Origin of the sequence: Dolichospermum sp. UHCC 0260 (genome assembly GCF_009711985.1) — a bacterium.
Classification (GTDB): domain Bacteria; phylum Cyanobacteriota; class Cyanobacteriia; order Cyanobacteriales; family Nostocaceae; genus Dolichospermum; species Dolichospermum lemmermannii.
This window is the reverse complement of the sequence record NZ_VIKZ01000002.1, coordinates 40,127-67,120: the sequence shown is the minus strand read 5'-3', so window position 1 is coordinate 67,120 and position 26,994 is coordinate 40,127. Positions and strand designations below refer to the sequence as shown.

The 26,994-nt window shown below is 37.6% G+C and carries 21 protein-coding genes and 1 tRNA gene; 10 read left to right on the top strand and 12 right to left on the bottom strand.

Translation table 11 applies throughout. The features are described from left to right. The 6 genes from FJR08_RS01200 to FJR08_RS01175 form a co-directional block, all read right to left on the bottom strand. A complete protein-coding gene (locus tag FJR08_RS01200) occupies positions 1-822 on the bottom strand; it encodes a hypothetical protein (RefSeq protein ID WP_174782945.1) in 822 nt (273 codons plus the stop codon). Further along, positions 800-5,104, bottom strand: coding sequence for an AAA domain-containing protein (locus tag FJR08_RS01195; protein WP_168631892.1), 4,305 nt, complete (start codon positions 5,102-5,104; stop codon positions 800-802). The genes FJR08_RS01200 and FJR08_RS01195 overlap by 23 nt, the downstream gene beginning before the upstream one ends. Before the next feature lie 94 nt (positions 5,105-5,198). Next, positions 5,199-5,522: a Grx4 family monothiol glutaredoxin gene (gene grxD / locus FJR08_RS01190; RefSeq protein ID WP_168631891.1), complete on the bottom strand. Its 324-nt coding sequence runs from the start codon at positions 5,520-5,522 to the stop codon at positions 5,199-5,201. A gap of 87 nt (positions 5,523-5,609) precedes the next feature. Then, a complete protein-coding gene (locus FJR08_RS01185) occupies positions 5,610-5,861 on the bottom strand; it encodes a BolA family protein (protein ID WP_015083324.1) in 252 nt (83 codons plus the stop codon). A 562-nt stretch (positions 5,862-6,423) separates the two neighbouring features. Next, positions 6,424-7,044: a hypothetical protein gene (locus FJR08_RS01180; RefSeq protein ID WP_371415532.1), complete on the bottom strand. Its 621-nt coding sequence runs from the start codon at positions 7,042-7,044 to the stop codon at positions 6,424-6,426. Between the two features lie 167 nt (positions 7,045-7,211). Continuing rightward, a complete protein-coding gene (locus FJR08_RS01175) occupies positions 7,212-8,900 on the bottom strand; it encodes an NAD(P)H-quinone oxidoreductase subunit 4 (RefSeq protein WP_015083322.1) in 1,689 nt (562 codons plus the stop codon). 274 nt (positions 8,901-9,174) lie between these two features. On the opposite strand from FJR08_RS01175, the gene FJR08_RS01170 reads away from it, so the two are divergent. Next, positions 9,175-9,981: an inositol monophosphatase family protein gene (locus FJR08_RS01170; protein ID WP_015083321.1), complete on the top strand. Its 807-nt coding sequence runs from the start codon at positions 9,175-9,177 to the stop codon at positions 9,979-9,981. A 49-nt stretch (positions 9,982-10,030) separates the two neighbouring features. Further along, the gene (locus tag FJR08_RS01165; protein ID WP_168631889.1) at positions 10,031-10,987 is read left to right on the top strand and encodes an alcohol dehydrogenase catalytic domain-containing protein; all 957 of its coding nucleotides are present in this window, start codon (positions 10,031-10,033) and stop codon (positions 10,985-10,987) included. 333 nt (positions 10,988-11,320) lie between these two features. Here FJR08_RS01165 and cimA read toward each other — a convergent pair whose 3' ends face one another. After that, a complete protein-coding gene (cimA, locus tag FJR08_RS01160; protein WP_168631888.1) occupies positions 11,321-13,006 on the bottom strand; it encodes a citramalate synthase in 1,686 nt (561 codons plus the stop codon). Between the two features lie 436 nt (positions 13,007-13,442). Between cimA and FJR08_RS01150 the strand changes: the two genes are divergently transcribed. Together FJR08_RS01150 and thiO are read left to right on the top strand one after the other, a co-directional pair. Next, positions 13,443-13,883 (top strand): hypothetical protein, encoded by a 441-nt coding sequence (locus tag FJR08_RS01150; RefSeq protein WP_168631887.1) that lies wholly within the window; start codon positions 13,443-13,445, stop codon positions 13,881-13,883. A gap of 129 nt (positions 13,884-14,012) precedes the next feature. Next, complete coding sequence (gene thiO / locus FJR08_RS23910) at positions 14,013-15,971, top strand: glycine oxidase ThiO (RefSeq protein ID WP_168631886.1); 1,959 nt, start codon at positions 14,013-14,015, stop codon at positions 15,969-15,971. 11 nt (positions 15,972-15,982) lie between these two features. On the opposite strand, the gene FJR08_RS01140 is transcribed toward thiO, so the two are convergent. Both FJR08_RS01140 and FJR08_RS01135 read right to left on the bottom strand, forming a co-directional pair. Next, the gene (locus FJR08_RS01140) at positions 15,983-16,471 is read right to left on the bottom strand and encodes a hypothetical protein (RefSeq protein ID WP_168631885.1); all 489 of its coding nucleotides are present in this window, start codon (positions 16,469-16,471) and stop codon (positions 15,983-15,985) included. Positions 16,472-16,473: 2 nt separating this feature from the next. Further along, positions 16,474-17,778, bottom strand: a complete 1,305-nt coding sequence (locus FJR08_RS01135; RefSeq protein WP_168631884.1) for an AAA family ATPase — start codon at positions 17,776-17,778, stop codon at positions 16,474-16,476. A 289-nt stretch (positions 17,779-18,067) separates the two neighbouring features. Between FJR08_RS01135 and psb34 the strand changes: the two genes are divergently transcribed. The 3 genes from psb34 to FJR08_RS01120 all read left to right on the top strand — a co-directional run bounded on the left by psb34 (position 18,068) and on the right by FJR08_RS01120 (position 22,516). After that, on the top strand, positions 18,068-18,247 hold the full coding sequence (gene psb34, locus FJR08_RS01130) for a photosystem II assembly protein Psb34 (RefSeq protein WP_168631883.1): 180 nt from the start codon (positions 18,068-18,070) through the stop codon (positions 18,245-18,247). A 215-nt stretch (positions 18,248-18,462) separates the two neighbouring features. Next, a complete protein-coding gene (locus FJR08_RS01125) occupies positions 18,463-20,622 on the top strand; it encodes a tetratricopeptide repeat protein (RefSeq protein WP_168631882.1) in 2,160 nt (719 codons plus the stop codon). Positions 20,623-20,659: 37 nt separating this feature from the next. Continuing rightward, positions 20,660-22,516, top strand: coding sequence for an ABC transporter ATP-binding protein (locus FJR08_RS01120; protein WP_168631881.1), 1,857 nt, complete (start codon positions 20,660-20,662; stop codon positions 22,514-22,516). A gap of 160 nt (positions 22,517-22,676) precedes the next feature. Here FJR08_RS01120 and FJR08_RS01115 read toward each other — a convergent pair whose 3' ends face one another. Next, positions 22,677-22,982 carry a hypothetical protein gene (locus tag FJR08_RS01115; protein WP_015083312.1) on the bottom strand — a complete coding sequence of 102 codons (306 nt, stop codon included), beginning with the start codon at positions 22,980-22,982 and terminating at the stop codon, positions 22,677-22,679. A 277-nt stretch (positions 22,983-23,259) separates the two neighbouring features. Here FJR08_RS01115 and FJR08_RS01110 point away from each other — a divergent pair, with 277 nt between their 5' ends. The 3 genes from FJR08_RS01110 to FJR08_RS23905 all read left to right on the top strand — a co-directional run bounded on the left by FJR08_RS01110 (position 23,260) and on the right by FJR08_RS23905 (position 25,382). Beyond that, entirely contained in the window at positions 23,260-24,234 is a 975-nt protein-coding gene (locus FJR08_RS01110; RefSeq protein WP_168631880.1) for a cysteine synthase A, read from the top strand. A gap of 188 nt (positions 24,235-24,422) precedes the next feature. Then, entirely contained in the window at positions 24,423-24,734 is a 312-nt protein-coding gene (locus FJR08_RS01105; RefSeq protein ID WP_168631879.1) for a ferredoxin, read from the top strand. 57 nt (positions 24,735-24,791) lie between these two features. Further along, a complete protein-coding gene (locus tag FJR08_RS23905) occupies positions 24,792-25,382 on the top strand; it encodes a DUF5331 domain-containing protein (protein WP_015083309.1) in 591 nt (196 codons plus the stop codon). A 7-nt stretch (positions 25,383-25,389) separates the two neighbouring features. Here FJR08_RS23905 and FJR08_RS01095 read toward each other — a convergent pair whose 3' ends face one another. Then, positions 25,390-26,382, bottom strand: a complete 993-nt coding sequence (locus tag FJR08_RS01095) for a folate-binding protein YgfZ (protein ID WP_168631878.1) — start codon at positions 26,380-26,382, stop codon at positions 25,390-25,392. Positions 26,383-26,535: 153 nt separating this feature from the next. Next, positions 26,536-26,623 (bottom strand) — tRNA-Ser (locus FJR08_RS01090). Between the last annotated feature and the right edge of the window lie 371 nt (positions 26,624-26,994).

The following is a 26,994-nucleotide window of genomic DNA, read 5'->3' as shown; positions in this document are numbered from 1 at the left end:
TCAGTTCTGATTAATAATTTCTTGAGATAATTGACACAATTCCTCTAGAGATATCTTTTCTGAATTGTACAATTCTTCAATCTTCTGTGTAGCAACTTCTAAAATTTCCTGACCACTTCTGATTTGAATATTTAATTTATCTTGATTTCCATCATAAATCACAAACAGAGAGATATTTTTATCCATAGTTTGTGTAATCCCTTTGACTTTAAAATCAGTCACAAATTTACCTTCTGCTGGAACATGAAGAGGTAAATTAGAAGATTGAATAATTTCCTGAATATCTGCAAGTTGTAAACTAGAAATTGCGGGAATTTTCGCTTCTATATTCACAAATTCGGCTAAATCTGGCTGCTTAATTACAACATCTTCCAATGATTCATATTGAAATGTAATTTTCCCTGCTAAATTATCAGTAATCGCATAAATTGACACAGAGTATGGAGGTTTAGGGACAGAACCCTGTGCATAAAATAAACTCCCCTCTGCTGTGACAGTAATTTGAGGTGTATCTGCTAGGGTTTGTAAAGATTGCAAATTAGCAATGGTACTTTTAACAAATACAGAATCCAGCCCTAAGATAGATGCTAAATCATTAGCTGTAGGAGGAGGATTAAACTCCATAGCAGCACGAATAATAAACTCTTCTAAAACATTAAATTTGCGGGGTTCTTTAATGGTTAATTCTAAAGAATTTTGAATTACAGTATAGCCAAATTGACGCGCTGCTAAAACTGTTAAACCAGCAGTTTCAGTTTCAATTTTCTCAACTATATATTTTAGATTTTCATCAATTGGTTTAATTACAGAAACAGGAAACATCAATAAAACCTCCATGAGAATTAACAGTTTTGGCAACTTCAGAATACATATTACCTACTGTACCGGGTTTAGTTGTAAATAAATCATGACAACCAACAATTACTAATAATTCTTGTGCGCGGGAAAAAGCCACATTCACCCGTTCTGGTTTATTGGCAAATCCCACATCTCCTTGCTGATTGTTCCTTACCATACTCACAATTACCACCGGTCTTTCCATACCTTGAAATCTATCCACTGTACCTGTTCTAATTTGCAAAGAAGGGAAAAGTTCAGATTGTAAGCGTTCATCAATTTTTCTTAATTGAGCGCCATAAAATGTAATTACAGCTATTTCTTTTTTTGGTTCTCCATTTGCTACTTTATGCACCCAAACCTGCTCAAATTGGTGACAGATACTTTCAATCACATCAACTTCTTTAATATTCAAAAATGAAGTTCCATTGCGTTCTTCTTGAAATTCATTTTCTCTGGGCATTTTTACCCAGCAGAGATGATGGTAAGATTGAATAATTTCCCCTGCTAAATTATGAGCGCGTTTTGTGTCAGGTTCTAAAATCCCACATTCCAATTTACCATGATAAAATTGATTAATTGCGCCCATAATCATCGGGTGCATTCGATATTGAGTATTTAGCATTTTTTTAATGCTTTTATCAGCGGTTTCAAACTGACTTTTAAATAATGATTCTTCTAAAAATTGTAATTCTTCCCTCGTATTCCCCATTGTTTTCGCAACTTCTTCCACAGTGCTAGTATCAAGCATAGGTGGTAATTGCCGATGATCTCCTACCATGACTAATTTTTTACCTTTCAAAGCCGGAATTAGTAACTCTGGAGGAGTGCATTTACTAACTTCATCAATAATCACAACATCAAAAGATTGAAATTCTTCTGAGAAATTATAATTTGCAGCTTGAACACAAGTAATACCAACAACGTTAGCATTATCTAAATAAATCCCTCTGAGGTCTTTACTATCTTGTTCTGAGGGTTGACGAAGTTTTGCAACCCAATCTTGCACAAAATTTTGATATTTGTGCAAATAATTTTCTTCACTTTTTAGCTGTCGTTTCCATGACTTAAATTTATTTTGAATATTGCATAAAGATCCTAAATCTAATAAATCATTATTAGATAATTCTGGTTTTAATTTATCTGGGATTGTTTGCCAAATTGACTGCCACCAATGCCGTTCGCTAATTAAACTAGCTGATAACTGTAATTGTGATTTCTGTTCTAAGTCAGATATTTTTATTTGTAATTCTGCAAGTTCTTGTTGATAAATATCAGCTTCTGCTTGAAAATTTGTGAACTCTTGATTTAAAGAGTCTTTAATTGTTTCTAAAACAGTAAAAGGTGCTAATGATAAAATCAGAGTTTCCATTTCATTAATACGATTTTCCCAAAACTTGACTTGTTGGGAAAATTCCTGGGATTTTTCCCAAATATTTGCTTGTCTAGTCAGATATTTTTCTGCTAAAATCCGTAGTGGTAGGGGGATATTTTGCTGTTTATGAAGTGCTTGTAAGTTATTGATAACTTCTGCAAGTTTTAAATTAGCAGCTTCTTTAGTTTTCTTTACCTGAGATTTAGCTTCAGATATTTGTGCTGATGAAATTTCATTTTCTGGAAGTTCCTGAAATTGCTGTTGTAAAATTTCTAATTGTTGTTCAGCTTCAGTTTTAACTCTTAAAACACATTGACGCGCATGAACTAAGATAATATCTAGTAATTCTTGGGTAATGCGGGTAAGAGTAGCTTCAATGTTATTCCATTCAAAGGACTTACCATAGGTTTTTTCCAATCTAATTAAAAAGACTTGAGTGTTTTCAACTAGCAATTTTCGCTGTTTAGGATTGAGGAGTTGATAATTTTGGAATTTTTGATAGGTTGTTTGCCATTGAATTTGATCAATTTTTGATAAAACTATAGGAATTTGACTAAAACTTTCTTGTAAAAAATAACTAAAATCATGTTTTTTACCTTTTTTATCGGTAAAGTTACCCGCTATTTCATAAGATATGGCTTTTGTTAATACTCCCCAATCTGGTAAACTGATTTGATAATTTTTAGGAACAATAGTTAATTTTAATGTTTTGGCAAACATCAATAAACCTAATGGTAAACCTACCATACTTTCTGTTAATTCAAAATCAGATTCTTGACATTCTTTCAATGCTTGATATAAGTTATTGTAAGCTGTAGATTTCCATTCAACAATGGCTTCAATAATATAATCAATTTCCCGTTTGCGATTTTCCCAAATTTGAATTGTTGTCCGTAAATCGTTTTGGTTATGACAATTTTGATGATCTGTTTCTAATTTCTCCAAAGATACAGAATGCTGCTGGAAAATATAAACTAATTTTGCTACTTCCGAAATAGCTAAACCGACATCATTAGCATCTTTTAATCCCGGTTTAAATGCAGAAATATGAGTTGTGATATTTTTCTGCAACCAAACTGCTAACCCAAATGCACCAAATCCCGGACGAGTAAAACCAAGTTCTTCAATACATTTAATAGCTTGACGCACATTTTCTCGAAAATTCTGTACTTCTTGATTATTTTCTGTATAAGGTTTAATTTGTGGTAAAAAACTGTTGATTTCTGAAGATTCCCAATCTATATTTGTGGCATCTTTGAGAATATTTTCTAACCCAGTAATTAATAATTCAATTTCTTTTTTAGTTACTAAAGTTTGATTATATTCAATTCCTTGATTTTGATAACTTGTTTCTAAATTATCTTTTTCATTTTTGAGTTCATTCTGGTGCTGATTTACTTCTTGTTCTGCCAGAAAATAGTCTGTAAATCGTGGTGATAATGGTAATAATTGATTGATAATTCTAATATTTTCGTGACGTTGACTGAGATTATTTTCACAGTCAGTAGCGGTATTTTGTAGCCATGTACCAATTACTTGATCTTCTAGAAATGGCTGTCCTTCTTCCCCAACTTTTTCGGCTCGTCCCTTTCTAATAGCACGAATAACGGGATTGTGAACTAAGCGACTGAGGGCGTTATCAACGGCTAAATTAGCTTGTGAGGTAATTAATGTGCGTCCCCCGCGCAAAGCTACTTGATAGCAAATTTCCGCAATTACGGTAGTTTTTCCTGTACCTGGTGGTCCTTGAATCAGCACTAAATCTTCTGCGGACAGGACTTTTTCAACTGCGGCTTTTTGTCCAGCATTTGCAGAAGATAATAATAAGTCTTTTGAGTTAAGTTTAATCCTTTTGATAATCGGTCTGGCTTGGGAAGCGTCAAAGAGAAAGTTACCTAAATAGGGGTTTTGAGTGCGTCCTTGTTTTAATTGTTCTAAGGCTTTTTCTTTCCGTTCAATTTGTTTGATGTCTCCAGCAGCATCAAAAAATAAGTAACCATTCTTGGGAAGTTGATAATTACCTTTGGCTATATATTCGATGATTTCTCGTTCTAATCGAACATGAATAAAATTATGTTTTTGATCAATTTTTTCAATAGTTCCTAATTGACGACTGTGACGACGATTTCTGTCTGTGGGTACGGAATCTAAAAAGTTAACTTCTTGATTTTTAGCTTTTCTTACCCGTTCCCAAAAGTTTTCTACACCTAAAATATTCTCTTCAGAACCGTTAAGGGTAGCTGAATTAACTTTAACTTCTAAAGCGATTTGTCGAGAATTTGAGCCATGATGAGAAATTCGGAAAGATACACAAAATTGCCGGGATTTAGCAATGCGTTCTTCAACTTTTAAAAATGCTTTCCAGGCTTTAAGTTGATCTTCTGTGGGGACATGATTTCCGCAAATTGGCATATTTTTAATTTTTGCCAATAATGGTTTGGGAATATCCAAACGATGTTGATGATTGGGACTTAGTCGCAACCAATAGGGTAAAGCATAGCCGTCAATATTTCCCCGCAATTCATGTAATAAATAAGCTGATAAAATTTTAAATCCGCCATGTCCATCTTGACGAATGGCAGCTTTAAATGCTAAAGTTTTTCCTAGCTTTTTCAGTTTTTTTGGTAGTTGAAAGTTTTCTTGATCTGTGGCTATAGTTAGTTCCCAAATCTCTTCTCCTGGTTCTTTTGCAGTTCCTTGACGACGAATATAAAACAAGCCAGGTTGTTTACCAACTAAATCAAATAATAATTCATTGGCACGCTCTCGTCGTTCTCGAAATTCAGGATATAATTGTAGGGATGATTGACCTTCAAGATGGCGAACTAAATTATCAACGGCTGAACCTATAAACGTATAACCACAATCTTCTATCTTTGTTTTATTATTCATAGTTTGGGTAAAAAATATTAGTAATCAATAATGTAATATTAATAAGGATCAGATCCCCGACTTCTTTAAGAAGTCGGGGATCTTGTAGTTGATATTAAGAAGCTAGTGTTACTTCTACCAATTCTTGTAATTCACCTTTGTTGTACATTTCAATCAAAATATCAGAACCGCCAACGAATTGACCATTAATGTATACTTGGGGAATTGTTGGCCAGTTGGAATACTCTTTGATGCCTTGACGAATTTCTGGATCTGCAAGTATGTCAAGGGTTTCAAAGGGAACTCCTAAGGTATTGAGAATTTGGACAACGTTATTAGAGAAACCACATTGGGGCATTAATTTATTGCCCTTCATGAAAACCATAATTTTGTTTTCTTCTACCAAAGTATCAATTCTTTCTTTAAGTTCTGGGGTCATGATTAGTTATTTCCTTATGTTACTGAAATTCAAGAGTTGATACGATCTTAGATTTTGTTTTCTCAATGCAAAATCCTCAATCTAAAATTAGTTTGTTGCTTGCCAAGCTTCGGGAGTGTAGGTTTTAAGTGCTAAAGCATGAATCGCTTCGCTGGATATAGCTTGTTGCAATGCGCCATAAACTAGTTGGTGTTGTTGCACCATTCCTTTATCTGCAAACTGCGATGAAACTACTGTTACCTGATAGTGATCACCACCACCTGTCAAGTCTTGTACTTGCACTTGGGCATCTGGCATTTGTGCCTTGATCATTGTCTCTACCTGTTGCGGACTTATCATAAAAATACCCGGTAAGTGGGAAACTCAGACACTTCAGTGCTGAGAGGGAAACGACACTATGGCTTACGCCACGCTTCGCTATCGACAAGCTCAGTGACCGCTCGTGCGGTTTTAACCGCCTTGAATATTTTTCCATTACCGCCTTGGAGTTGGTAAATTCGGTGTACTTTTGTAATGTACTTTCAACGGGACAATTACCGATTCAAATTTCCCAACTCTGTACGCATAATGTGTTGCTCCGAAGAGCCTCCCATTTCTGGGGTAATGTTAGCTTCGACCTGTTATAAGAGCTTGTTAGACTTGCAACACTGTTCCAGTGACCTTAGAACTGTTTAATCACAAGCGACAGAGCGGGGAACTAGCTACGCATTCCGAGGTGTCGTGACTCAAATAACGGCTACCCTTAGACTACGCTTAGGGTGGTCTGGTCAGTACAGCTTGCAATTTCTTACAATCTCAGTCCCTTTAGGGCTGGGTTACTGACCGCAATTCCTGAAAAAACTTACTTCTCTATTATTAACAGATATGTCGCGGTTGGCTGTTGCCTGTTAGCATTTGCCGATTATTTTTTACCTTGACGCGGAAAGGGGGCATCTACAAAACCTAATTCAAATAATTGTTGGTATGCTTTTGTGCCTAATTCTCTGGTGGGGTTTTGACTTTTAATGATTTGCACTAGCAAAGGGATGGCTAATTCTGGCTGATTTTGCGCTCTATGCACTAAGGCTAACTGATAGGTGGCTTCATCTCGCTTTTGGGCAGTTGCTAAAGCATTCTTGCGGTGGGAATCGGCGGTACGAATGTCAATACCTGCAAAACTAGAATTTAGGTCTTGATAAAAGCTTGATAATTGATTATAAACTTGGCGGGCCTCTTGGAGTTTTTTGGCAGCCAGAGGGTAATCTTGACTAGCAACTGCTTGGGCTGATTCTTTGATCAAGCGATCGCCTCCCTCTATACTTAAAAGATTATTACTTATTCCTGTGGGGCTGAGGGTATTAGGCTGATCCGTATTAATAGGTTTTGGTTGTTCCGTAGGTTTGGTTTGATTAGCGGGTTTGGCTTGATTAACAGGATTTGATAACTTTTTTCCCTGAGCATAGGCAGGTGACAGCAGACCCAAAACTGCTATGAGTGATAAAAATGTGAAGCGAATTAAGGGAACAGCATTCATGAGTTTAATTAGTGCAATAATTCTATAGAAAAAGTTGGGAAACCTTGTGTATCTTAACTCTCTTTGTCCTATAGATAAAGTCAGTCACGCGATAACCATTCAAAAAGCAGAAGAAAAAATCCCCCAACTAACGCTAGAGGATATATTCTCCATACTTTCTGTTAGTCGGCAGTTACCTATTTTAAAGTTCCCAAAACAGGAGTTAACTGAGTTGCTGGAATCTGCGGATTTAATAATCCACTAGCATAAACACGAGGATTGGTTTGGGAAATAATCGTATAAGATTGGCGAACATGAGCATTGACAGCTACAGTTTTCGCATCATACATTTGCATGGCTACTTTGGGGTAGAAACCAATGCCAATAATCAGCACCAGAAAACAGGCAGCAATAAACACTTCACGGGGTCTGGCATCAGTATATACCGTTTCCGTTGGTAAAAGGCAATCTGTACCAAAACAAGCCGTTCCTTCGTCTTCTTGATTTTCCAACCCAGCATTGTTAATATCGCAGATCAGTGCCGCACCAGAACCGTAAAATACTTGACGCAGCATAGAAAGGAGATAAATAGGTGTGAGAATAACTCCCACAGCCGCTAGGAAAACTGTAACGGTGCAGAATGTGGAAGTATAAACATCGCTAGTAGTTATCCCGACAAACACCGAAAGTTCACCGACAAAGCCACTCATTCCCGGTAAAGCCAAAGATGCCATTGCCCCCATTGTAAATAGAGCAAATACTTTGGGCATAGCTTGACCAATCCCACCCATTTCTAACATGACCATTGTGCGGGAACGGTCATAAGTTACACCAGCCAAAAAGAATAACACGGAAGCAATTAAACCATGGGAGATCATTTGCAACATTGCCCCGTTGATACCCAAATCGGTGAAAGAGGCAATTCCTATTAATACAAAACCCATGTGGGAAATGGACGAATAAGCCAAACGTCGTTTCATATTCGTTTGAGCAAAGGAATTTAACGCACCATAGATAATATTGACAACACCGAGAATGACGAGAACGGGGGCAAAGTAAAAATGAGCATCGGCAAGTAGGTCAAGATTCAGGCGAATTAGTCCATATCCACCCATTTTCAACAACACACCCGCCAAAATCATGGATACGGGAGAAGATGCTTCACCGTGGGCATCAGGTAGCCAAGTATGCAAGGGGAAAATCGCCAATTTTACGCCAAAGGCAATTAACAACCCAGCATATAGTAGCAGTTGCAGAGTGAGGGGATATTCTTTTTGTGCGAGTTCTGCAATATCAAAAGTGACATTTCCGCCGCCATATAGCCCCATTGCTAGGGCTGCCACCAAGATAAATATAGAAGCTGCTGCGGTATAAAGTAAGAATTTTGTAGCTGCGTAGCGTCGTCGTTGTCCACCCCAAATACAAACTAGTAAATATACGGGGATTAATTCGACTTCCCACATAATGAAAAATAACAGCAAGTCTTGGGCAACAAATACCCCAACCTGTGCAGAATACAACACAAGCATGAGAAAATAGAACAGCTTTGGTCTGCGGTCAACTTGCCAAGCTGAAAAAATCGCCAGTGTGGTCACAAATCCCGCCAAAAGTACCAGTGGGGCGGAAATCCCATCCACAGAAACTGCCCAGTTTAGTCCTATCTGAGGCATCCAGACATAATTTTCTACCAGTTGAAAACCCGCATTACTAGCATCGTAATGTTTCCAAAAGGCATAACACATCAAAATAAAGTCAGCAATACCTACGCCCAGTGCATACCATCTGACAAGTTTGCCGTCTTTATCAGGCAATACAGGAATGACAAAGGATGCTAAAAGTGGAAATAGGACAATTGCGGTAAGCCAGGGAAATTGAGCCGCTATCATGTCAATAGGAAAAAATACTTATTGGTTAATTTTGCTATTGTACTAAACTTTTTAACAATTTCTTTATAAGTTTTTACCCCAGGTTAGCATAAAGGAATATATACATAAATATATCTTATGCTGAGGATTGAGTAGATGAGAAAACGTCTTTATCTGTCTAATGATATAAATTCGCTCTGCTTTTAAGTGAAAAATTTTAGGCTTTTGCTGAGGATAAATGTGATAAAATTGGTTAATAGTTGACAAATGACAACCGACTAATAACAACTAACAAATGAACGATTTTTGGAATACGATTCTAGAGTTTGCAGAAACCACTACTATCAGAGTGGGAAAACAATTAATGCAGGATTTTGGTAAAGTCCAAGCTTCCCAAAAAGCTGATGGTAGCTTGGTAACAAAATCAGATAAATGGGCAGATCAAGAAATTCGAGATGCTATTGTTTCTACTTTCTCCGGTTACGGCATTTTGAGCGAAGAAAGTAATCAAACTTTTCCGAATGCAGAATGGTGTTGGGTAATTGATCCTTTGGATGGTACAACCAACTTTACCAGAGGAATTCCGATTTGGTCTATTTCTCTGGGGTTACTTTATCGAGGAACGCCCATTTTTGGTTATGTTTACGCGCCACCATTAAATCAAGCCTTTCACGGATTTTGGGCGGGTTCATCAGGCTTAACAACGCCAACGGGAGCATTTTTAAATAATCATCCCATTCATACCAGTAAAGATGCTCCCAGCAAAAACCACTTTTTTAACCTTTGTTCTCGCAGTACCGACATTATTCAACCGGGTTTCCCCTGTAAAATTCGGATGTTAGGAGTTGCTAGTTATAACTTTCTTTCCGTCGCAACTGGTGCGGTTTTGGGGGGAATTGAAGCCACACCCAAGGTATGGGATATTGCTGGCGCTTGGGTCATTGTCCAAGCTGCGGGTGGGACGTGGGTATCGCTCAATTCTGAGTCTTTTCCATTATCGCCGGGAATGGATTATAGCGATCGCTCTTTTCCCACAATGGTTGTGAGTAATTCCGATATAGTTCCGATATTTACACCATTTCTAGAAAGTGCAAAACTTTAACAACTAACAACTAACAACTGACAACTGACAACTGACAACTGAAAAAATTATGAAAGGACTTTGGCTAGAAAATAATCAATTACAATTACGCACCAATATTCCTATTCCTGAACCACTACCAGGAGAGGCTTTGGTGCGGGTTTTGCGGGCGGGAATTTGTAATACAGACCTAGAATTAATTAAAGGTTATTATCCTTATACTGGCATTATCGGCCATGAATTTGTTGGTGTTGTTGAACAAGGTCCCAAACAGTTAATTAATCAAAGAGTGGTTGGTGAAATTAACGCTGCTTGTGGTGATTGTCGTTTTTGTCGGCGGGGACAACCAACACATTGCGAAAATCGGACAGTTTTAGGAATTGTTAACCGTCATGGTGCATTTGCAGAATATCTATCTTTACCTATTGAGAATTTGCATCTTGTTCCTGAAAATGTCTCTACAGCAGCCGCAACTTTTACTGAACCCATAGCCGCAGCTTTGGAAATTCAACAACAAATACAAATATGTAAAGATGACCGAGTATTAGTAGTTGGAGATGGTAAACTGGGACAATTAATAGCCCAAACTTTAGCCTTAACAGGTTGTGAATTATTAGTAGTTGGAAGACATAAAGATAAATTAGTAAATTTAGCAGCGAAAGGAATTAAAACTGGTTTCGCTGATAGCGTCACTGATAGATACTTTGATATCTCTGTTGATTGTACAGGAAATCCTGAAGGTTTTAATATTGCTCGTCGGGCTTTACGTCCTCGTGGTATATTAATTTTAAAAAGCACCTATGCGGGAAATCTCAGTTTAGATGCTTCTGCTTTAGTGGTAGATGAAATCACTCTCATTGGTTCTCGTTGTGGTCCCTTTGTTCCAGCATTGGAATTGTTAGCGACGGGAAAGATAGATGTTCAATCTTTAATTGATAGTCATTATCCACTTTCTCAAGGTTTAGCAGCTTTTGAGAAAGCCAAAACTAAAGGAGTTTTAAAAGTGTTGTTAGAAATGAGTTTGTAATTATTTGTCAGAATCAGGATTTACAGGATTAAAGGATTTGCAGGATGTTAGTTTGCATTTAAAGATAACCGACTTCTGATATAATTGATATTGATAAATGAAAAGATGTAGAAAATAAGTTAGGTATCTCACAACTCAGAATATTCAGAATTCAAATGTAAAATGTGTGTAATCAAAATGAATAAATTATCAATAGATAATCCTGTAAATCCTTTAATCCTGTACTTCGACTTCGCTCAGTAACCAGAAATCCTGATATGGCTACGCCACGCTACGCTATCAGACATTAATCAGGTAGAGACATTAAACATCTCTACCAAAATTTATCAACCTCTAAACTTTCAACGCCTTTTCAGCTTGGAAATGCAGCAATAACCCATATTCCAAACCTTCAACCACAGCTTGATAAGAAGCCTCCAAAATATTGCTAGAAACTCCTACAGTAGTCCAGCGTTGTTGACCATTACCTGATTCTACTAAAGCGCGAGTTTTAGCAGATGTTCCCGTATTTCCATTGAGAATTCTCACCTTATAATCAGTCAATTCAAAATCGGCAATTTGGGGATAAAAATTCACTAAAGCCTTCCGCAAAGCGGCATCCAAAGCGGCTACTGGGCCATTACCTTCTGCGGCTTCGAGAATATTTTTACCATTAACAGCAACTTTCACAGTTGCTAAAGAATTAGTAGATTCCTTCATTTCCACCAAATCACAATGGACTTGAAAACCTTGAACTTCAAAAAACTGCTGACGACAGGATAAAGCCTCATACATCAAAAGAATAAAACTAGCTTCTGCGGCTTCAAATTGATAGCCTTGACTTTCCAATTCCTTCATGCGGTGAAGAATTTGTCTAGCTTGGGGATGATCCTTATCTAATTCAATCCCACAACTGCGAGCTTTAGCTAAGACATTACTTAAACCAGACTGTTCAGAAATCACAATCCGGCGGTGATTTCCCACCAATTGCGGTTGAATATGTTCATAGGTTAAAGGATTCCGTGCCACCGCAGAGACATGAATTCCCCCTTTATGAGCAAAAGCCGAAAGTCCCACAAAAGGTGCGTGTTCGTCAGGTGCGAGATTAACAACTTCACTGACAAACCGACTAGCTTCTGTAAGCTGATTTAGCTGGTGTTCACCGATACAACTATAACCCAGCTTTAGCTGTAAATTGGGAATCACAGAACACAGATTTGCATTACCGCAACGTTCCCCATAACCGTTAATTGTTCCTTGTACCATTCTAGCTCCAGCCATAACTGCCACTAAGGCATTCGCCACCGCCATTTCTGAATCATTATGAGTATGTATTCCTATTTGGGGAATTTTTTCTTGACAACTAACCCCTTCGGGGTTCGTCAGTCGCTCATGGGGGAAACCCCCAAGACCGCGCTGACTCACAACTGACAACTGACCACTGACAACTGACACAATTTGCGAAACTTCATGAGGTAAAGTCCCACCATTGGTATCACATAAAACTAACCATTCTGCACCTGCTGTGACTGCTGCTGTCAACGTCTGTAAAGCATAATCAGGATTTTGCTTATAACCATCAAACCAATGTTCAGCATCGTAAATTACTCGCCGTCCTTGAGAACGCAAATACTCGATTGTGTCGCCAATCATGGCTAGATTTTCCGCCAGACTGGTCTTGAGTCCGGCTGTAACGTGCAAATCCCAAGATTTACCGAAAATTGTCACCCAGCGCGTATCTGCCGCCAAAATCGCTTGGAGCATGGGTTCATCTACTGCTTTGGTATGAGGACGACGGGTGGAACAAAAAGGGACAACTTCTGCTTGTTTGAGGGGATTTGTTTGAAGTTGCTCGAAGAATTGGACATCTTTGGGATTTGCTCCCGGCCAACCACCTTCAATAAAGGGTATACCCAATTCATCAAGTTTGTGAGCAATGCGTAACTTATCTTCTATAGACACTGACAGTCCTTCTCGTTGAGTTCCGTCGCGGAGAGTAGTGTCATAGATCCAAAGTTGATTTGAGGGAGTTGTGGTCATAAAAATTGGGTGAACCGTTGGTTCAACACTGACACCTGAGAGACAAATTGGCGGCGATGTGCCAATATACAACAAAACGCTATTTCGGTAATTTCAATATCCCTCAGTTAGTAAGGCCAAGTAAATTAATTGAGTGTAAAGAAGAGGCTGGGGATAAGGTACACAGAGATGATCAACTGTGGAGGCATTGGCACTTATGGTACTTATGCGGTTACAGTAGAAAGTGAGGTGTCCGCAGTGAATTGGCCTGAGCAAACACAGCGATAGCGAAGCACAATCTAGGAATCGCTTCCTCCCCATTCTCCTACAAACGGCCTGGGTTTAACTTGCCAAATTCAGGTTTTAGGTGATGTCAAAGTAACTAAATTTTATGGGTTTTGGGGTCAAGGTTCTCAATTAGTTTAGATACCAGAAGGTTAACAAGGAGAGAAACAAGATGGGTAGATGGACACCCTTGATTTTAATGGCTGGCGGCGTAGCAATTTTGCTAGGTACGTTACTGGGAATTAATTTTCCTATGGGCGGACAACAAACTGCTAATGTTCCCCAAGGACGCAAAGAATCTAGCGTTCTTCCCGCTAATATTAATGTTAATAGTGCTGCGAATGGGAATGATTCGGAAAATACTAGTAGTAATGAGTCAGAAACTTCCAGCGGAAACAATTCTAATTCTGCCAGTGAAAACCCTCGGAATACCCGTGTAGCTCAAAGTAATGGTTCTACAGAGACTACCAACAATTCTGCTAATACTACACAAGAAACAAGTGATAGTAATAAAAGTTCCAGTTCTGCCAATGAAACTTCTACTACAGAACGTAACTCAAATTCTGGTAGTAATACCAATGAAAACAAAGCACCAATTCGGGCTTTGTGGTAACTAGGGAAAAATTTAGTTAAAGGTCAAAGGTCAAAATTAAAAAACTCATGACCAATGACCAATTTCCACCCCCTCTGCGCCATTTATGAGTTATTAGTTATTTACTAATAACTAATTGACTAATGACTAATGACTAATGATGTTTTAATTATTGGTGGTGGTATTATCGGGTTGGCTTGCGGTGTTGAACTCAAATTACGGGGTGCAAATGTAACTGTAATTTGCCGTGATTTTACTGCCGCAGCCAGCCATGCCGCAGCGGGAATGTTAGCGCCTGATGCGGAAAATATTACTAATGAGGCGATGTTGTCTTTATGTCGGCGATCGCGTAATTTATATTTAGACTGGACGGAAAAATTAACAAAATTAACCGCCACAAAAGATTTAAACAATACAGGTTATTGGCCTTGCGGTATCCTCGCACCATTGTATCAACAACCTGAAAACCGGGAACACAAAAACGCTAACTGGTTAGATAAAAATACGATTAACCAATATCAAACAGGTTTGGGTGCAGATGTGGTTGGTGGCTGGTGGTATCCTGAAGATGGGCAAGTTGATAACAGGGCTTTAATGAAAGTTCTGCGAACTGCGGCTACCTCTTTGGGTGTTGTTTTCCAAGATGGAATTACAGTAGAAGCGATTTCTCAACAACAGGGAAAAGTTATTGGTGTACAAACTAATACTGGGTTACTTCGCGCTGATCATTATCTTTTAACTGCTGGTGCTTGGACAAATCAATTATTACCTTTACCAGTGCGTCCCCGCAAAGGACAAATGTTGAGTGTGCGAGTCCCGGACTTTGTGACTGAATTACCTTTAACCAGGGTGTTGTTTGGTGAAAATATTTATATTGTTCCCCGCCGCAATCGCTCTATCATTATTGGTGCAACTAGCGAAGATGTAGGATTTACTGCCCATAATACCCCTGGGGGCATTCAAAGTTTATTACAATCAGCTATACGACTATATCCCCAACTAGAGAATTATCCTCTACAAGAACTTTGGTGGGGATTTCGTCCCGCTACTCCCGATGAATTCCCTATTTTGGGTCATAGTTATTGTAGTAACTTAACCTTGGCTACTGGTCATCACCGCAATGGTATTTTACTTGCACCAATTACAGCCACATTAATTGCTGATTTGATTTGTGAACAAAAAGCAGATCCTCTTTTAGCTAATTTTCATTATTCTCGCTTTTCTACTGTGTCATCTACTACTACACCAATGTTAATTCACGCGACTCCTGCCACTAACGGACACCGTAACCCAGAAATATCAGATTTAATTGTTCCCGATTCACCCTTAATTATTGCCGGCAAAAGCTTCAAATCTCGGTTAATGACGGGAACCGGTAAATATCGCAATATCCGAGAAATGCAGCAAAGTGTCGCTGCTAGTGGTTGTCAAATTGTCACGGTGGCTGTGCGACGGGTACAAACCAACGCCCCAGGACATGAAGGTTTAGCAGAGGCACTAGATTGGAGTAAAATCTGGATGTTACCCAATACCGCTGGCTGTCAAACCGCAGAAGAAGCGGTGCGAGTGGCACGGTTGGGACGGGAAATGGCCAAGTTATTAGGACAGGAAGATAATAATTTTGTTAAGTTAGAAGTGATACCTGATGCCAAGTATTTATTACCTGATCCCATTGGCACTTTGCAAGCTGCGGAACAGTTGGTAAAGGAGGGTTTTGCTGTATTGCCTTATATTAATGCTGATCCCATGTTAGCCAAGCGACTAGAAGAGGTGGGTTGTGCCACGGTTATGCCTTTGGCTGCCCCTATTGGTTCGGGACAAGGACTGCAAACAACTGCCAATATTCAGATTATTATTGAAAATGCCCATATTCCCGTAGTGGTAGATGCCGGCATTGGTGCGCCCTCTGAGGCTGCTGAGGCGATGGAATTGGGAGCGGATGCGTTATTGATTAATAGTGCGATCGCCCTGGCTCAGAATGCCCCAGCAATGGCTTATGCGATGAATTTAGCAACGGTAGCCGGTCGCATGGCTTATTTGGCAGGACGAATGCCCATAAAGGATTACGCTAGTGCTAGTTCTCCTTTAACGGGGACTATTACGGGCTAATTTGTATTTACTTAGATCCCCGACTTCTTGAAGAAGTCGGGGATCTGATTTTCTTCTAAAACCTGACTTTTATATTTGATCAGATCACCAGAATCTTTGCCATTTTGTTGTTTAAGACGTTTCTTGAGCTTAATTTCTATAGAACTATTAATATCAGGTGTGGGATTTCTATTTAAGACAATACGTGCATAAATTTTGAATTCTTTTATTTCAGTCATCAGTTGATTTATAGATGAATTTATTTGTGCAATTGCTTTTTTTAAATCATGTCCCTTTAATTCTACAAAAAACGCTGATTTATCTTCACAGGCTAAAATTAGGTAATCACATCTTTCACCTTCTTTAATTAAGCAACCATCAACCTTAATCTTACAAATCTCTTTACCGTTATCATTGGTGATTCTATACTCTTGTTTATTTCCTGAATCTTTAACAACTATGGTTTTTCTAGTATCACAAAATTCCTTACATTCACTTTCTCTAAATAAATCGTTACACATAGTTATTCATCCAGATTGAATAGATCATTAAACTTGTCGTTAATTATACTGGATGCGCTATCTATTTTTTCCGCTTGAATTAATTTTAATTCTTCATCAATAATTGATTCATAGCCATTTTCAGAAATAAAGTAAGCTGAAATGCGATTTGGATCAATCCAACTTTTACTATTAACAATACTTTCTACTGCTTCTCTTTCATCACCTATTTTATTTTTACCTACTTGATAAGCATATAAAAGATTATTGAAAGCAGATAAAATATAAGGACTATGAGTAGTTATAATTATTTGATTATTATAAACATTTGCTAATAAACCAATCAGTTCTACAATATCACTTTGGGTTTCAGGATAAAGATGTGCTTCTGGTTCTTCAAACACCATAAATACACTCGTTTCATCTAAAATATATCGAAATATCAGCAATAAAATCCAGACAGATTCTTGTTGTCCTGAAGAAGCATATTGTAGTTTCACATATTGGTTATTTTTAAAATAAATTCTTTCTTTATCAATATCAGCATTAAATCTATATTCACCTTTGAGGATTTTTTTTAATAAATCTAGTAAGTTAGAACCTAAATCAACAGCAATATTTCTATTTTGAATAAGAGTATTTAAATCATCTGTAAAGTAAGTTTTCAATAAATTAATTCGCTTTACAAAAGATTGTGTAAAGTAGTCTAAAATGTTTGGATTGTTGATATCTTGTAGTTGATTTGTTAATGTAGACATCAAACTTCTACCAGCAGGAATAAATACAGGAGAGTGTGTTTCCTCAAATATATTATCAATGCGCGATTTAAAATTTTTAAACTGCAATCTTCTGTCTGATTCTAATTCTCGTAATTCTTCTAATGATTTAAATTTATGCTGTTGTTCTTTGGAAATTATTTTGTAATTTAAAATTTCTGTAATTAGCAAACTTAATTCGTTTTCTAGAATATTACTTAATTTTATTTTTGGAATAACAAAAGATTTAGATTGATTTTTGTAAATGGCTATTTGTTTTGTTGGTGAATATTGATATGCGACTCTAAATAATTCACAATCCAATGAAAGATTGAAATTATCTAAAAAATTAACTACCAGATGACTTAATAAATCTAAGAGAGGTTTAGGAGAAGTCAGATCGTTAGCATATATATAATCAAGTATTTCATCTTTAATAGATTTGAATATAAAAATAGATTTACTAATTGTACTTTTACCGCTTGCTTGGGGTCCAATTAACAGCATAACATCTGTAATATCAGCCTCAAATTTTTTAACAGGACCAAAATTTTCTATAGAGATTCTTTGCATAATTATGATGTTTTGATTGAGATTCAAAAATATAAATCACTATGAACAGTGTAACAAAAATTTGATGGCAAATAGTCATGTAACTGAACTTCGCGCTTAATTAGGAATGAATTCTCTTCCTGAATTAGCATTCAGGTGAAATAGAATAGCACAAAATTAAACATAAATTGTCTATTTTGTCAAGACAGCAGCCAAAATCCCAAAAACTTTGATTAATGTAACTATTTTTATGAGAGTGATGTAAAATTTATGTAACATTAAGTCAAGAAAGATAATAAGGAATCAGTTCATGCCCTATACAAACGAAGAAGGTGGTCTTCTCAATAACTTTGCTAAAGAACCCAAGCTTTATCAAGCTGAACCACCAACAAACTCCCAAAAGCGTACTTATATTATCTTAGGAATTGCAGCGATGCTTTTAATTGGAGGGGTAATTTTTGTCGCTTTCACTGTCTCTAATGTTAGCTAATTGCAAAACTGCCCTTTAACAGCCTTTCCTGATTTCAGGTTCTTATTTTGATCAAGAGCCTGATTTTTTGCTAGAATGGCAAAATACAAGTATAATCATAGTCTTTTTTTTTGATATTCTAGCCCATAAAATTTGATTCATCCTGAAAAAGAAAGCATCTCCGTGAAAATCCAAATTATGAGATGTGACATTAATATTTAATTTATTCAGTCAGGATGTATACAGAAAATAGGGCTAAAACTCAACTAAATACAAGCGTGAATGAAACTGTACATACAGAAAACATTAGTTTGAATCGGCAAGTATATCAACGCCTAAAACTTGCTCTGAGTCTGGGTTTACGTAGACAAATCCTATTTGCTATATGTGATAATTTACATTTAAGAAATCGGATAGCAGCGCGGTTACACTCCACTCTAGCTTATCCAGTGGGTAAGGTCATATATCAGCGAGCTAATGTGGGAGATTTTAGCACGCCAGCTTATCCGCGATTAGTCACTCTGCGTTTAAATTTAAGTGATCCTAATCCTATAGCGCAAATCAATGAATGGTTAGCTAATTATCCACCCCCGATGGTGGGAGGATCAACAGATAATCCTGGCCGTCCCTTACCAATGCCGGGATTTCAGATTGTCGGGGTAGAAATGCTGACTAAAGAACCAGTAGCAGTACAACGTTTATTTTTAAATTATCTCCGTTTAGGTGAACAGCATTTATCAAGTCAGGAATTTAGTCACTTTGTAGAATCTAGTCTTTTATTTTGGGTTTCTCGTCCTTGGTTGTCTGCGATTCAGCAATCAGCATCAAAATTTTGGCATTGTCGAACCGGCGTATTTGTATTTGCAGGAGAACCGACACCAACTATAGATAATAGAGGTTATCCAGAAAAATTTGCAGATTCCTATAATTTAGGTCAAGAAAATTTAGAGCATTTAGTTGTTAATGAAGAGGAAGTTTCTCAAGACATCAAAAAAACAAATGAGTTTGATTTGCCTTTAACTTCAACCACAGATTTAACACAAATACCAGATAAATTTCCGGCTCAATCTCCTCAAATAACAACTAATCAGCATTTTCCTTCCTTATCTCATATTAACCAGGAGTTGCAAGGATTAATTAAGGCAACAATAAATACTGATGATAGTGATCAAATTCAACAAATACTCTGGGAAATTGAACAGTTACATATTCAAACAGCTAAGGGAGAAGAGTTAGGGATAGCTTATCAGAATCTTGGTAATTTCTATCGGTTGCAGATTGAGCAAGGACAAGCAACTGTGGAAAATTTGATGATAGCAATTCTAGCTTATCAGGAAGCAGTTAATTATGATGAAAATTCTCCACAACTTCCAGATATTTTGAATGATTTGGGGACACTTTACTGGATGTTGCACCGCATCCCTGATAATTCTGAAGAAGCAAAAATTTATATTCAACAAGGGGTAGACTTTTATAAATTAGCACTCAAGATAATTACAGGTGATACTCAGCCAGAAACTTATACGCGGATTCAAAATAACCTGGGTACTGCCTATGGTGACTTAGCGAAATTTGCTGAACCTGTAGAAAATTGGCAGTTCGCAGTTATTGCTTATGATGAAGCCATTCGTTACCGACAAGAAGAAATAGAACCTTTAAAATATGCTGCTTGTCAGAACAATTTAGGTACAGCTTATTGGCATCTAGGGCAGTACGATCAACCTGTAGAAAATCTCACCAAAGCGATTTCTGCTTATAAGTTAGCAGTCGTTCACTATCAACAGACAAATGATCCCCTAAAATATGCGATGATTCAAAATAATATGGGTACGGCTTATTGGAATCTTTCCCAATATGAACAACCAATAGAAAATCTCCAGTTAGCAATTCAGGTTTATAATGAAGCCCTAAAATATCGAACATCTGTGGATGTTCCTCAATCCTATGCTGCTACTCAAAATAATCTGGGTATCGCTTACTGGCATCTAGCAAATCAGCCACAAACAACAAAAGAAGATCAACAAAAATTCGTAAAATTATGTATTAATGCTTATGAAGAAGCTGTGAATACGGCTCACTTACTTAGTAGTCTACCTTTAAGTTTTGATTTATGGATGACACACAATAATTTAGGATTAGCTCATTATTATTTAGTGATAAATTTGTCTTTTAATGGTGATAAAAAAATGCTTTCTCAACAGTTAGAAGCCGCTTTAGAAAATCATTTACAAGCGTTAAGTGGATTTGATAGACAAACAGAAAATTATCAAACAACAATCAGCTATATTATTAGCACAATTCGGGCTTTTCACAATGAGTTAGGAATTCAAGGACAAAATTTAGCTTTATCTAAGCTTCCAGGACATTTATTGCCAAATGTCTTACCTAAGTTGTAATTTGGTAATTGGTAATTGGTAATTGGTAATTGGTAATATGAAAGAAACAGTTTTAGGGGTTCGCAATCTACAAGTTGAATTTATCAGTGACAGCAGTAAAGTAAAAGCTATTGATGATATTAGTTTTCAGCTACATCAGGGTGAGACTTTAGGAATAGTGGGAGAGTCGGGAAGTGGAAAGTCGGTTACGGCTTTAGCAATCATGGGTTTGTTGCAATATCCAGGAAAAGTGAGTGGAGGGGAAATTTTCTTTTCTCGGACAAGTGGACAACCGCTGGATTTATTAGCATTATCACCTCAAGAAATGCAGCTTTATCGAGGTGGTGATATTGCGATGATTTTTCAAGAACCAATGAGTTCTTTAAATCCGGTTTATACTATCGGGTTTCAGTTGCAAGAAGCTATTATGCGACATCAGAATGTAAATGCAATTGAAGCGAAAAGAATTGCGATCGCGGGTTTACAAGAAGTTAAACTTTTAGCTAGTGATGAACAAATTGAGGAACAGTATCTTGATCATAATTTATCTGCATCAGGTAGTTTTAAATTAGCACAGTTGGTGAAAGAACACAAAGAAGCTATGTTGGAAAGATATCCCCATGAGCTATCTGGAGGACAATTGCAACGAGTTATGATTGCCATGGCTATCTCTTGCAATCCATCTGTATTAATTGCTGATGAACCAACTACAGCCTTAGATGTGACTGTGCAAGCGACAATTCTAGCATTGTTATATGAACTGCAACAAAGTCGCAATATGGCAATGATTTTTATTAGCCATGATTTGGGGTTAATTGCGGAAATTACTGACCAAGTAGCAGTGATGTATAAAGGTAAAATTGTCGAATATGGTGCAGCAGCACAAATTTTCAATAACCCCCAACATCCTTATACGAAAGGACTTGTAGCTTGTCGTCCTAGTTTGAATCGTCGTCCCCACAAACTGCTGACTGTTTCTGACTACATGAGGGTGACAGAAGATGAATTTGGAAAAGTGACAATTCAGAGTAAAGAACCTGCACAACCAGCAGAAACTACTAGGGACGAGACTAACGCAAGATTAGCAAATATTAGTTCACAAACACCTCTGTTGACAGTTAGTAACTTAGAAGTGGGTTTTCCAGTCCGGGGGGTATTTGGCAGCACAAAACGTTACCATAAGGCTGTAAATGGGGTTTCCTTTGATGTTTTTCCGGGAGAAACCTTGGGATTGGTGGGAGAATCTGGTTGCGGTAAAACTACTTTAGGTAGAACATTGCTGCGATTAATCGAACCGATGAGCGGTAAAATATTATTTAATGGACAGGATATTACTCACTTGACTGGGAAAACTTTGCAGCACTTACGACGGGAAATGCAAATTATTTTCCAAAATCCTTTTAGTTCCCTCAACCCCCGGATTAAGATTGGGGAAGCGATTGTAGAACCGCTGTTAATTCATGGTGTCGGTAAGTCGAAACAACAGCGACAAGCTAGGGTAGTGGAACTGTTGGAACGGGTGGGTTTAAGTGCGGATGATATGAAAAAATATCCTCATCAGTTTTCCGGTGGTCAGCGTCAACGGGTTTGTATTGCTCGCGCTTTGGCTTTAAAACCTAAGTTTATTATTTGTGATGAATCAGTTTCAGCTTTAGACGTATCTGTGCAAGCGCAAGTTCTCAATTTATTGAAAGAATTACAAGCGGATTTTCAACTAACTTACATTTTTATTTCCCATGATTTAAGTGTAGTCAAATTTTTGAGCGATCGCATTTTAGTGATGAATCAAGGGAAAATAGTGGAATCAGGGACATCTGACAGTATTTACTTAGAACCAAAAGAAGAATATACACAAAAATTAATTGCTGCAATTCCTACAGGTAGTCCAGAAAGAATCAGAAATAGAATCGGATAATGTCAGATTTAGATCCCCGACTTCTCCAAGAAGTCGGGGATCTTATTGATTGTAATAAGCTAAACAAATAGCAATTTCTGAACGAACCTGAGAAACCCGTTCTAAATCATTTATAAATTGCTCAGTTCCCACTTGATAATTCATGATGATTATACTTTATTTAGAGTTTTTTTTTAATTTGCGATTCTAAGAAAAGTTTGTAAAAAAGAAAAGCCAAAGCCCCAAAAATAATAATTCCGGCTAAAACTGAGGCTACTCGAACTGCAACTATAGTTGCAACAGCCAAACCAAAAAATTTTCCACCAAGAATGATTTTTCTTAGCCAAGGTTTTTGAGATTGTTCTGGTTGATGTTTCTGAGTTTTATAAACAGGTTGATCAATAGCATTGATTTGATCATCCAGTTCTCGGAGTCGCTTTTCTAGCCGACGTTGAATGTCTTGATTGTGTTCATGGGGAGATTTCATTAATGTCCACCTTGTTTATGAAATCATTTAGTATATTGTATGATAACTTACGCACAGAAACAACCAAAGCAATATTAACATTGCTAGATTGAGTTTAAATTCAATCTTTTGTACTTGCTTTTCAGAAATTTTCGGGAAGAAGATCCCATTAGAATTGAGATTATAGCAATTTTAATGTATTTCTTCCTTAGCGTCTTTGCTCCTTAGCGTCTTTGCGCGAAACAAAATTACATAAAAATGTCAAAATTTGATTGGGAAAAACTCAGGTAGATGCAAAATGGATATCAAAAATGGATTTGTTGGTACAATTGGTAACACCCCATTAATTCGTTTAAACAGTTTTAGCGAAGAAACAGGTTGTGAAATCTTAGCCAAAGCCGAATATCTGAACCCTGGTGGTTCTGTCAAAGATCGGGCTGCGCTGTATATTATCGAAGATGCAGAAAAAAAAGGACTTCTCAAACCCGGTGGTACAGTAGTTGAAGGAACAGCGGGAAATACGGGAATTGGACTGGCACATATTTGCAACGTCAAAGGTTATAAATGCTTGATTATTATTCCCAATACCCAATCCCAAGAAAAAATAGATGCTTTAACTACCTTGGGGGCGGAAGTTCGTCCTATTCCTGCGGTCCCTTACAAAGATCCGAATAATTACGTTAAACTATCTGGTAGAATTGCGGCAGAAATGGAAAACGCCATTTGGGCTAATCAGTTTGATAATTTAGCCAATCGTGTAGCCCATTATGAGACCACAGGTAGAGAGATTTGGCAACAGACAAATGGTAAAGTCGACGGCTGGGTGGCATCAACTGGTACTGGTGGTACTTATGCTGGTGTGGCAATGTACCTAAAAGAACAAAATCCGGGCGTTAAATGTGTTGTTGCTGACCCTTTAGGTAGTGGACTATATAGCTATATCAAAACTGGTGAGATCAAAATAGCAGGTAATTCGATTACTGAAGGTATTGGTAATAGTCGCATTACCGCCAATATGGAAGGCGCACCTATTGATGATGCTATCCAAATTGATGATTCTGAAGCCTTGCGTGTTGTTTATCAACTATTAAGAAAAGATGGTTTATTAATGGGTGGTTCAACAGGAATTAATGTCGGTGCGGCTGTGGCTTTAGCTAAACAGTTGGGTCCAGGACATACTATTGTAACTATTTTGTGTGACAGTGGTTCTCGCTATCAATCACGAATATTTAATAGTGCATGGTTAGCCAGTAAAGGATTAGTGATCAATTAGGATTTCTTAGCGATCGCCACATATACCAAATATAGTATCATAGTGGCGATTTAGATGAAGCCCAGTGCTTGGGTGTTACTTCTGATTCTATTATTAAATTATGGCTGGCTGAACGTCTTGATAAAAAAGTTACTAGCAAGTAAAAACAGTAAATATTTGGATATTTTCAGTGAATTAACTGTAAACAAATGTCAAACATCCCAACTCAGGAACAACCCCTGCCTATTTCTGTAAAAGTATGTCAACATCGTACTTGTAAAAAACAAGGTGCAGAGGAAATATTAGCAGCTTTACAAGCTTTACCTGCTCCTAATGTGACAATTGCAGCTAGTGGCTGTTTAGGTCAATGTGGTAATGGTCCAATGGTGCTAGTTTTACCCGAAATGGTTTGGTATTGTCGGGTTTTACCTCAAGAAATACCCAGATTAGTGGAACAACATTTATTAGCTGGTAAAAGAGTTAAGGAAATGCTTTATTATCGGTTTCATCCCCAGGGATAAAGATCACTGAAAATATATAAATGCTGTAATTTAGTACAGTAAGAAGTGAGGGAATGAATGGATATTCAGCATCTACGTCAAGCATTAAAAATGAAGTGGCTAATTTATTATGAACAAAATCGTTCTTGGCTAGTTAAAATGCGAATCTGGAAAGATTATGCTGGCATCCGCAGACCTTCTTCTGGTTACATTTTAGCAACTTTATCCACTTTAGAACCAGAGTTAAAAAAAATCCTCCCTTTCATTTTGGATTTAAACAATGATCCTGATAGGATCATTGCAGCTTTGTGTTTGCACTTCAATCCTGAACAGGAATTAAACTTATTAAAATCCCAGCATTCTACCGCAAAAAATGAGATTGTGAGTACCTCTCCTGCTCATATAGCCTTGACAGATTCACCTGTACCCAAAGAACGCAAACAGGTGTTATTGAAAATGACTACAGGCATTTCTGTGATTGCAGTGGCTACACCGATTCATCATCATTCTTCAGTTAAGCTACCTGTCGGATTGGCCAGGGAACAAATAGATAAACGATTGATAACTACGGGAATTCCCAGCCCAAATATTACCGGGATTTCATCTACTTATAGCAATATTTTTCCGTCTTGGCTAGATGAATTGTGCCCAGGTAGAGGAAATGGGTAATGGACAATTAGACATTACTTAATGGATATTCGTGGGAAACAAAGGGAATAGCAATTATTTCCCCTTCTGTTTCTCCAACTTGTACTTTTAAGCCAACTCCACCAGCTTTACTCCTGATGTAACCTAGTCCAAAATGACCATCAGGAGTGGTTGTATAGCTGGTGAGTTTACCTACTTTTTCTTCCCCAATGGTGATGACTGTTCCTGGTTCAGCCGTAGCACTAAGACGAATTCCCCAAAGGTATTGCTTTACACCTTTGTATGTATTAAGTCTGGCAATGGTTTCCTGACCGATATAACAACCTTTGCTAAAGGAAACTGTCTGCCATAAACCCACTTCTAAGGGGTTATAATCATCCGTGAGTTCTGAATCGGTCGCGGGACGACCTTGTAATATTCGTAACATTTCCCAAGCGCGATCGCTCAATTCCACAGCCCCCAATCCTAGTATTTTCTCCCACCATATTTGTTTTTCGGCAATCGGTAAAATCAATGTATATCCAGGTGCAGCCAGGCCACTACCCACTGCAACTATCACCCGATCAACTAAAATATGATTACCATCTGGTTGACCAATTAAATCACCAGCTCCTAAATTTTCGACGATAGCATGGCTTTGAGGTCCAATCAGGCTTAATGTTGCCGTTTCCTCAGTCGCATCAGTTAATTTAACCTTATCTGCAAAGAAGATATAGCGATCTAACCATGCCATAAGTTCCTGACGACGGTGAGGGGAAACTAACAATAAAACAGCATCATCTAATACATAAGCAGTCACTAAATCTATCGTCCGAGCGGTAGATGTCACCATGACAGTATCGCAGCCCTGACCAGGTTTGCGAGATTGAAAATCATTAGTGCTTTGATTATGTAAAAAGCGGAGACGATCATCATCAGAAATCCGAATACGCCCCCAATCAGAGCGATCTCTGACCACGACCCCTTCCCTTACCGCTTGAATAGTATTTATATCGTTAGTATCAATTGCAGATGTTAACATAGTGGTACAGAGTTGATAAAATTATCACCATAAGCGGATAGAGGATGTAGGTTAACATCAAGCTCTTTCAAAACTATAGTTTCCAACTTGGATCTAGTTTATACTCAGATACCGGACTTCTTTAAGAAATCCGGTATGTAGCTTCTGTAAAAATGGAGAGGGGGGGATTCGAACCCCCGAAGGGATATAATCCCTTAACAGATTAGCAATCTGCCGCTTTCGACCACTCAGCCACCTCTCCAGGTCATGAGTAATAATCGTAGCAGAAGTTTTTGAGCTTGTCAATAGTTATTTTGTAAATAGATTCATTGACCATTGACCAATGACCAAGTTTTGACACTCTCCGGTCTAAAGACGCGGAGATTCTATAGAGAGTTTCAGTCTATATCCCTCAGTTATCCCAGTTTCAGGCAGGGTTCCTTAAATATTTGGGTTCTTGCCCTGATTTCGTTTGCCCTGGCGGGCGAAATCATATCTGACAAGCGTAACTTTCCGAGAGTCCCTCGGTAGCTTTTTATGTCTTTAGTGACAATTTAATTCTATCACGAATATGGATTAAAATTTGAAATAATTTCAAATTTTCAAATTAACGTCAATGCAGGATAAAGGAAA

Excerpts from the sequence above, each read along its gene's own strand:
- FJR08_RS01200 (WP_174782945.1), bottom strand. The coding sequence starts at position 822 with ATGTTTCCTGTTTCTGTAATTAAACCAATTGATGAAAATCTAAAATAT.
- FJR08_RS01195 (WP_168631892.1), bottom strand. The coding sequence starts at position 5,104 with ATGAATAATAAAACAAAGATAGAAGATTGTGGTTATACGTTTATAGGT.
- grxD (WP_168631891.1), bottom strand. The coding sequence starts at position 5,522 with ATGACCCCAGAACTTAAAGAAAGAATTGATACTTTGGTAGAAGAAAAC.
- FJR08_RS01185 (WP_015083324.1), bottom strand. The coding sequence starts at position 5,861 with ATGATAAGTCCGCAACAGGTAGAGACAATGATCAAGGCACAAATGCCA.
- FJR08_RS01175 (WP_015083322.1), bottom strand. The coding sequence starts at position 8,900 with ATGATAGCGGCTCAATTTCCCTGGCTTACCGCAATTGTCCTATTTCCA.
- FJR08_RS01170 (WP_015083321.1), top strand. The coding sequence starts at position 9,175 with ATGAACGATTTTTGGAATACGATTCTAGAGTTTGCAGAAACCACTACT.
- FJR08_RS01165 (WP_168631889.1), top strand. The coding sequence starts at position 10,031 with ATGAAAGGACTTTGGCTAGAAAATAATCAATTACAATTACGCACCAAT.
- cimA (WP_168631888.1), bottom strand. The coding sequence starts at position 13,006 with ATGACCACAACTCCCTCAAATCAACTTTGGATCTATGACACTACTCTC.
- FJR08_RS01150 (WP_168631887.1), top strand. The coding sequence starts at position 13,443 with ATGGGTAGATGGACACCCTTGATTTTAATGGCTGGCGGCGTAGCAATT.
- thiO (WP_168631886.1), top strand. The coding sequence starts at position 14,013 with ATGACTAATGATGTTTTAATTATTGGTGGTGGTATTATCGGGTTGGCT.
- FJR08_RS01140 (WP_168631885.1), bottom strand. The coding sequence starts at position 16,471 with ATGTGTAACGATTTATTTAGAGAAAGTGAATGTAAGGAATTTTGTGAT.
- FJR08_RS01135 (WP_168631884.1), bottom strand. The coding sequence starts at position 17,778 with ATGCAAAGAATCTCTATAGAAAATTTTGGTCCTGTTAAAAAATTTGAG.
- psb34 (WP_168631883.1), top strand. The coding sequence starts at position 18,068 with ATGCCCTATACAAACGAAGAAGGTGGTCTTCTCAATAACTTTGCTAAA.
- FJR08_RS01125 (WP_168631882.1), top strand. The coding sequence starts at position 18,463 with ATGTATACAGAAAATAGGGCTAAAACTCAACTAAATACAAGCGTGAAT.
- FJR08_RS01120 (WP_168631881.1), top strand. The coding sequence starts at position 20,660 with ATGAAAGAAACAGTTTTAGGGGTTCGCAATCTACAAGTTGAATTTATC.
- FJR08_RS01115 (WP_015083312.1), bottom strand. The coding sequence starts at position 22,982 with ATGAAATCTCCCCATGAACACAATCAAGACATTCAACGTCGGCTAGAA.
- FJR08_RS01110 (WP_168631880.1), top strand. The coding sequence starts at position 23,260 with ATGGATATCAAAAATGGATTTGTTGGTACAATTGGTAACACCCCATTA.
- FJR08_RS01105 (WP_168631879.1), top strand. The coding sequence starts at position 24,423 with ATGTCAAACATCCCAACTCAGGAACAACCCCTGCCTATTTCTGTAAAA.
- FJR08_RS23905 (WP_015083309.1), top strand. The coding sequence starts at position 24,792 with ATGGATATTCAGCATCTACGTCAAGCATTAAAAATGAAGTGGCTAATT.
- FJR08_RS01095 (WP_168631878.1), bottom strand. The coding sequence starts at position 26,382 with ATGTTAACATCTGCAATTGATACTAACGATATAAATACTATTCAAGCG.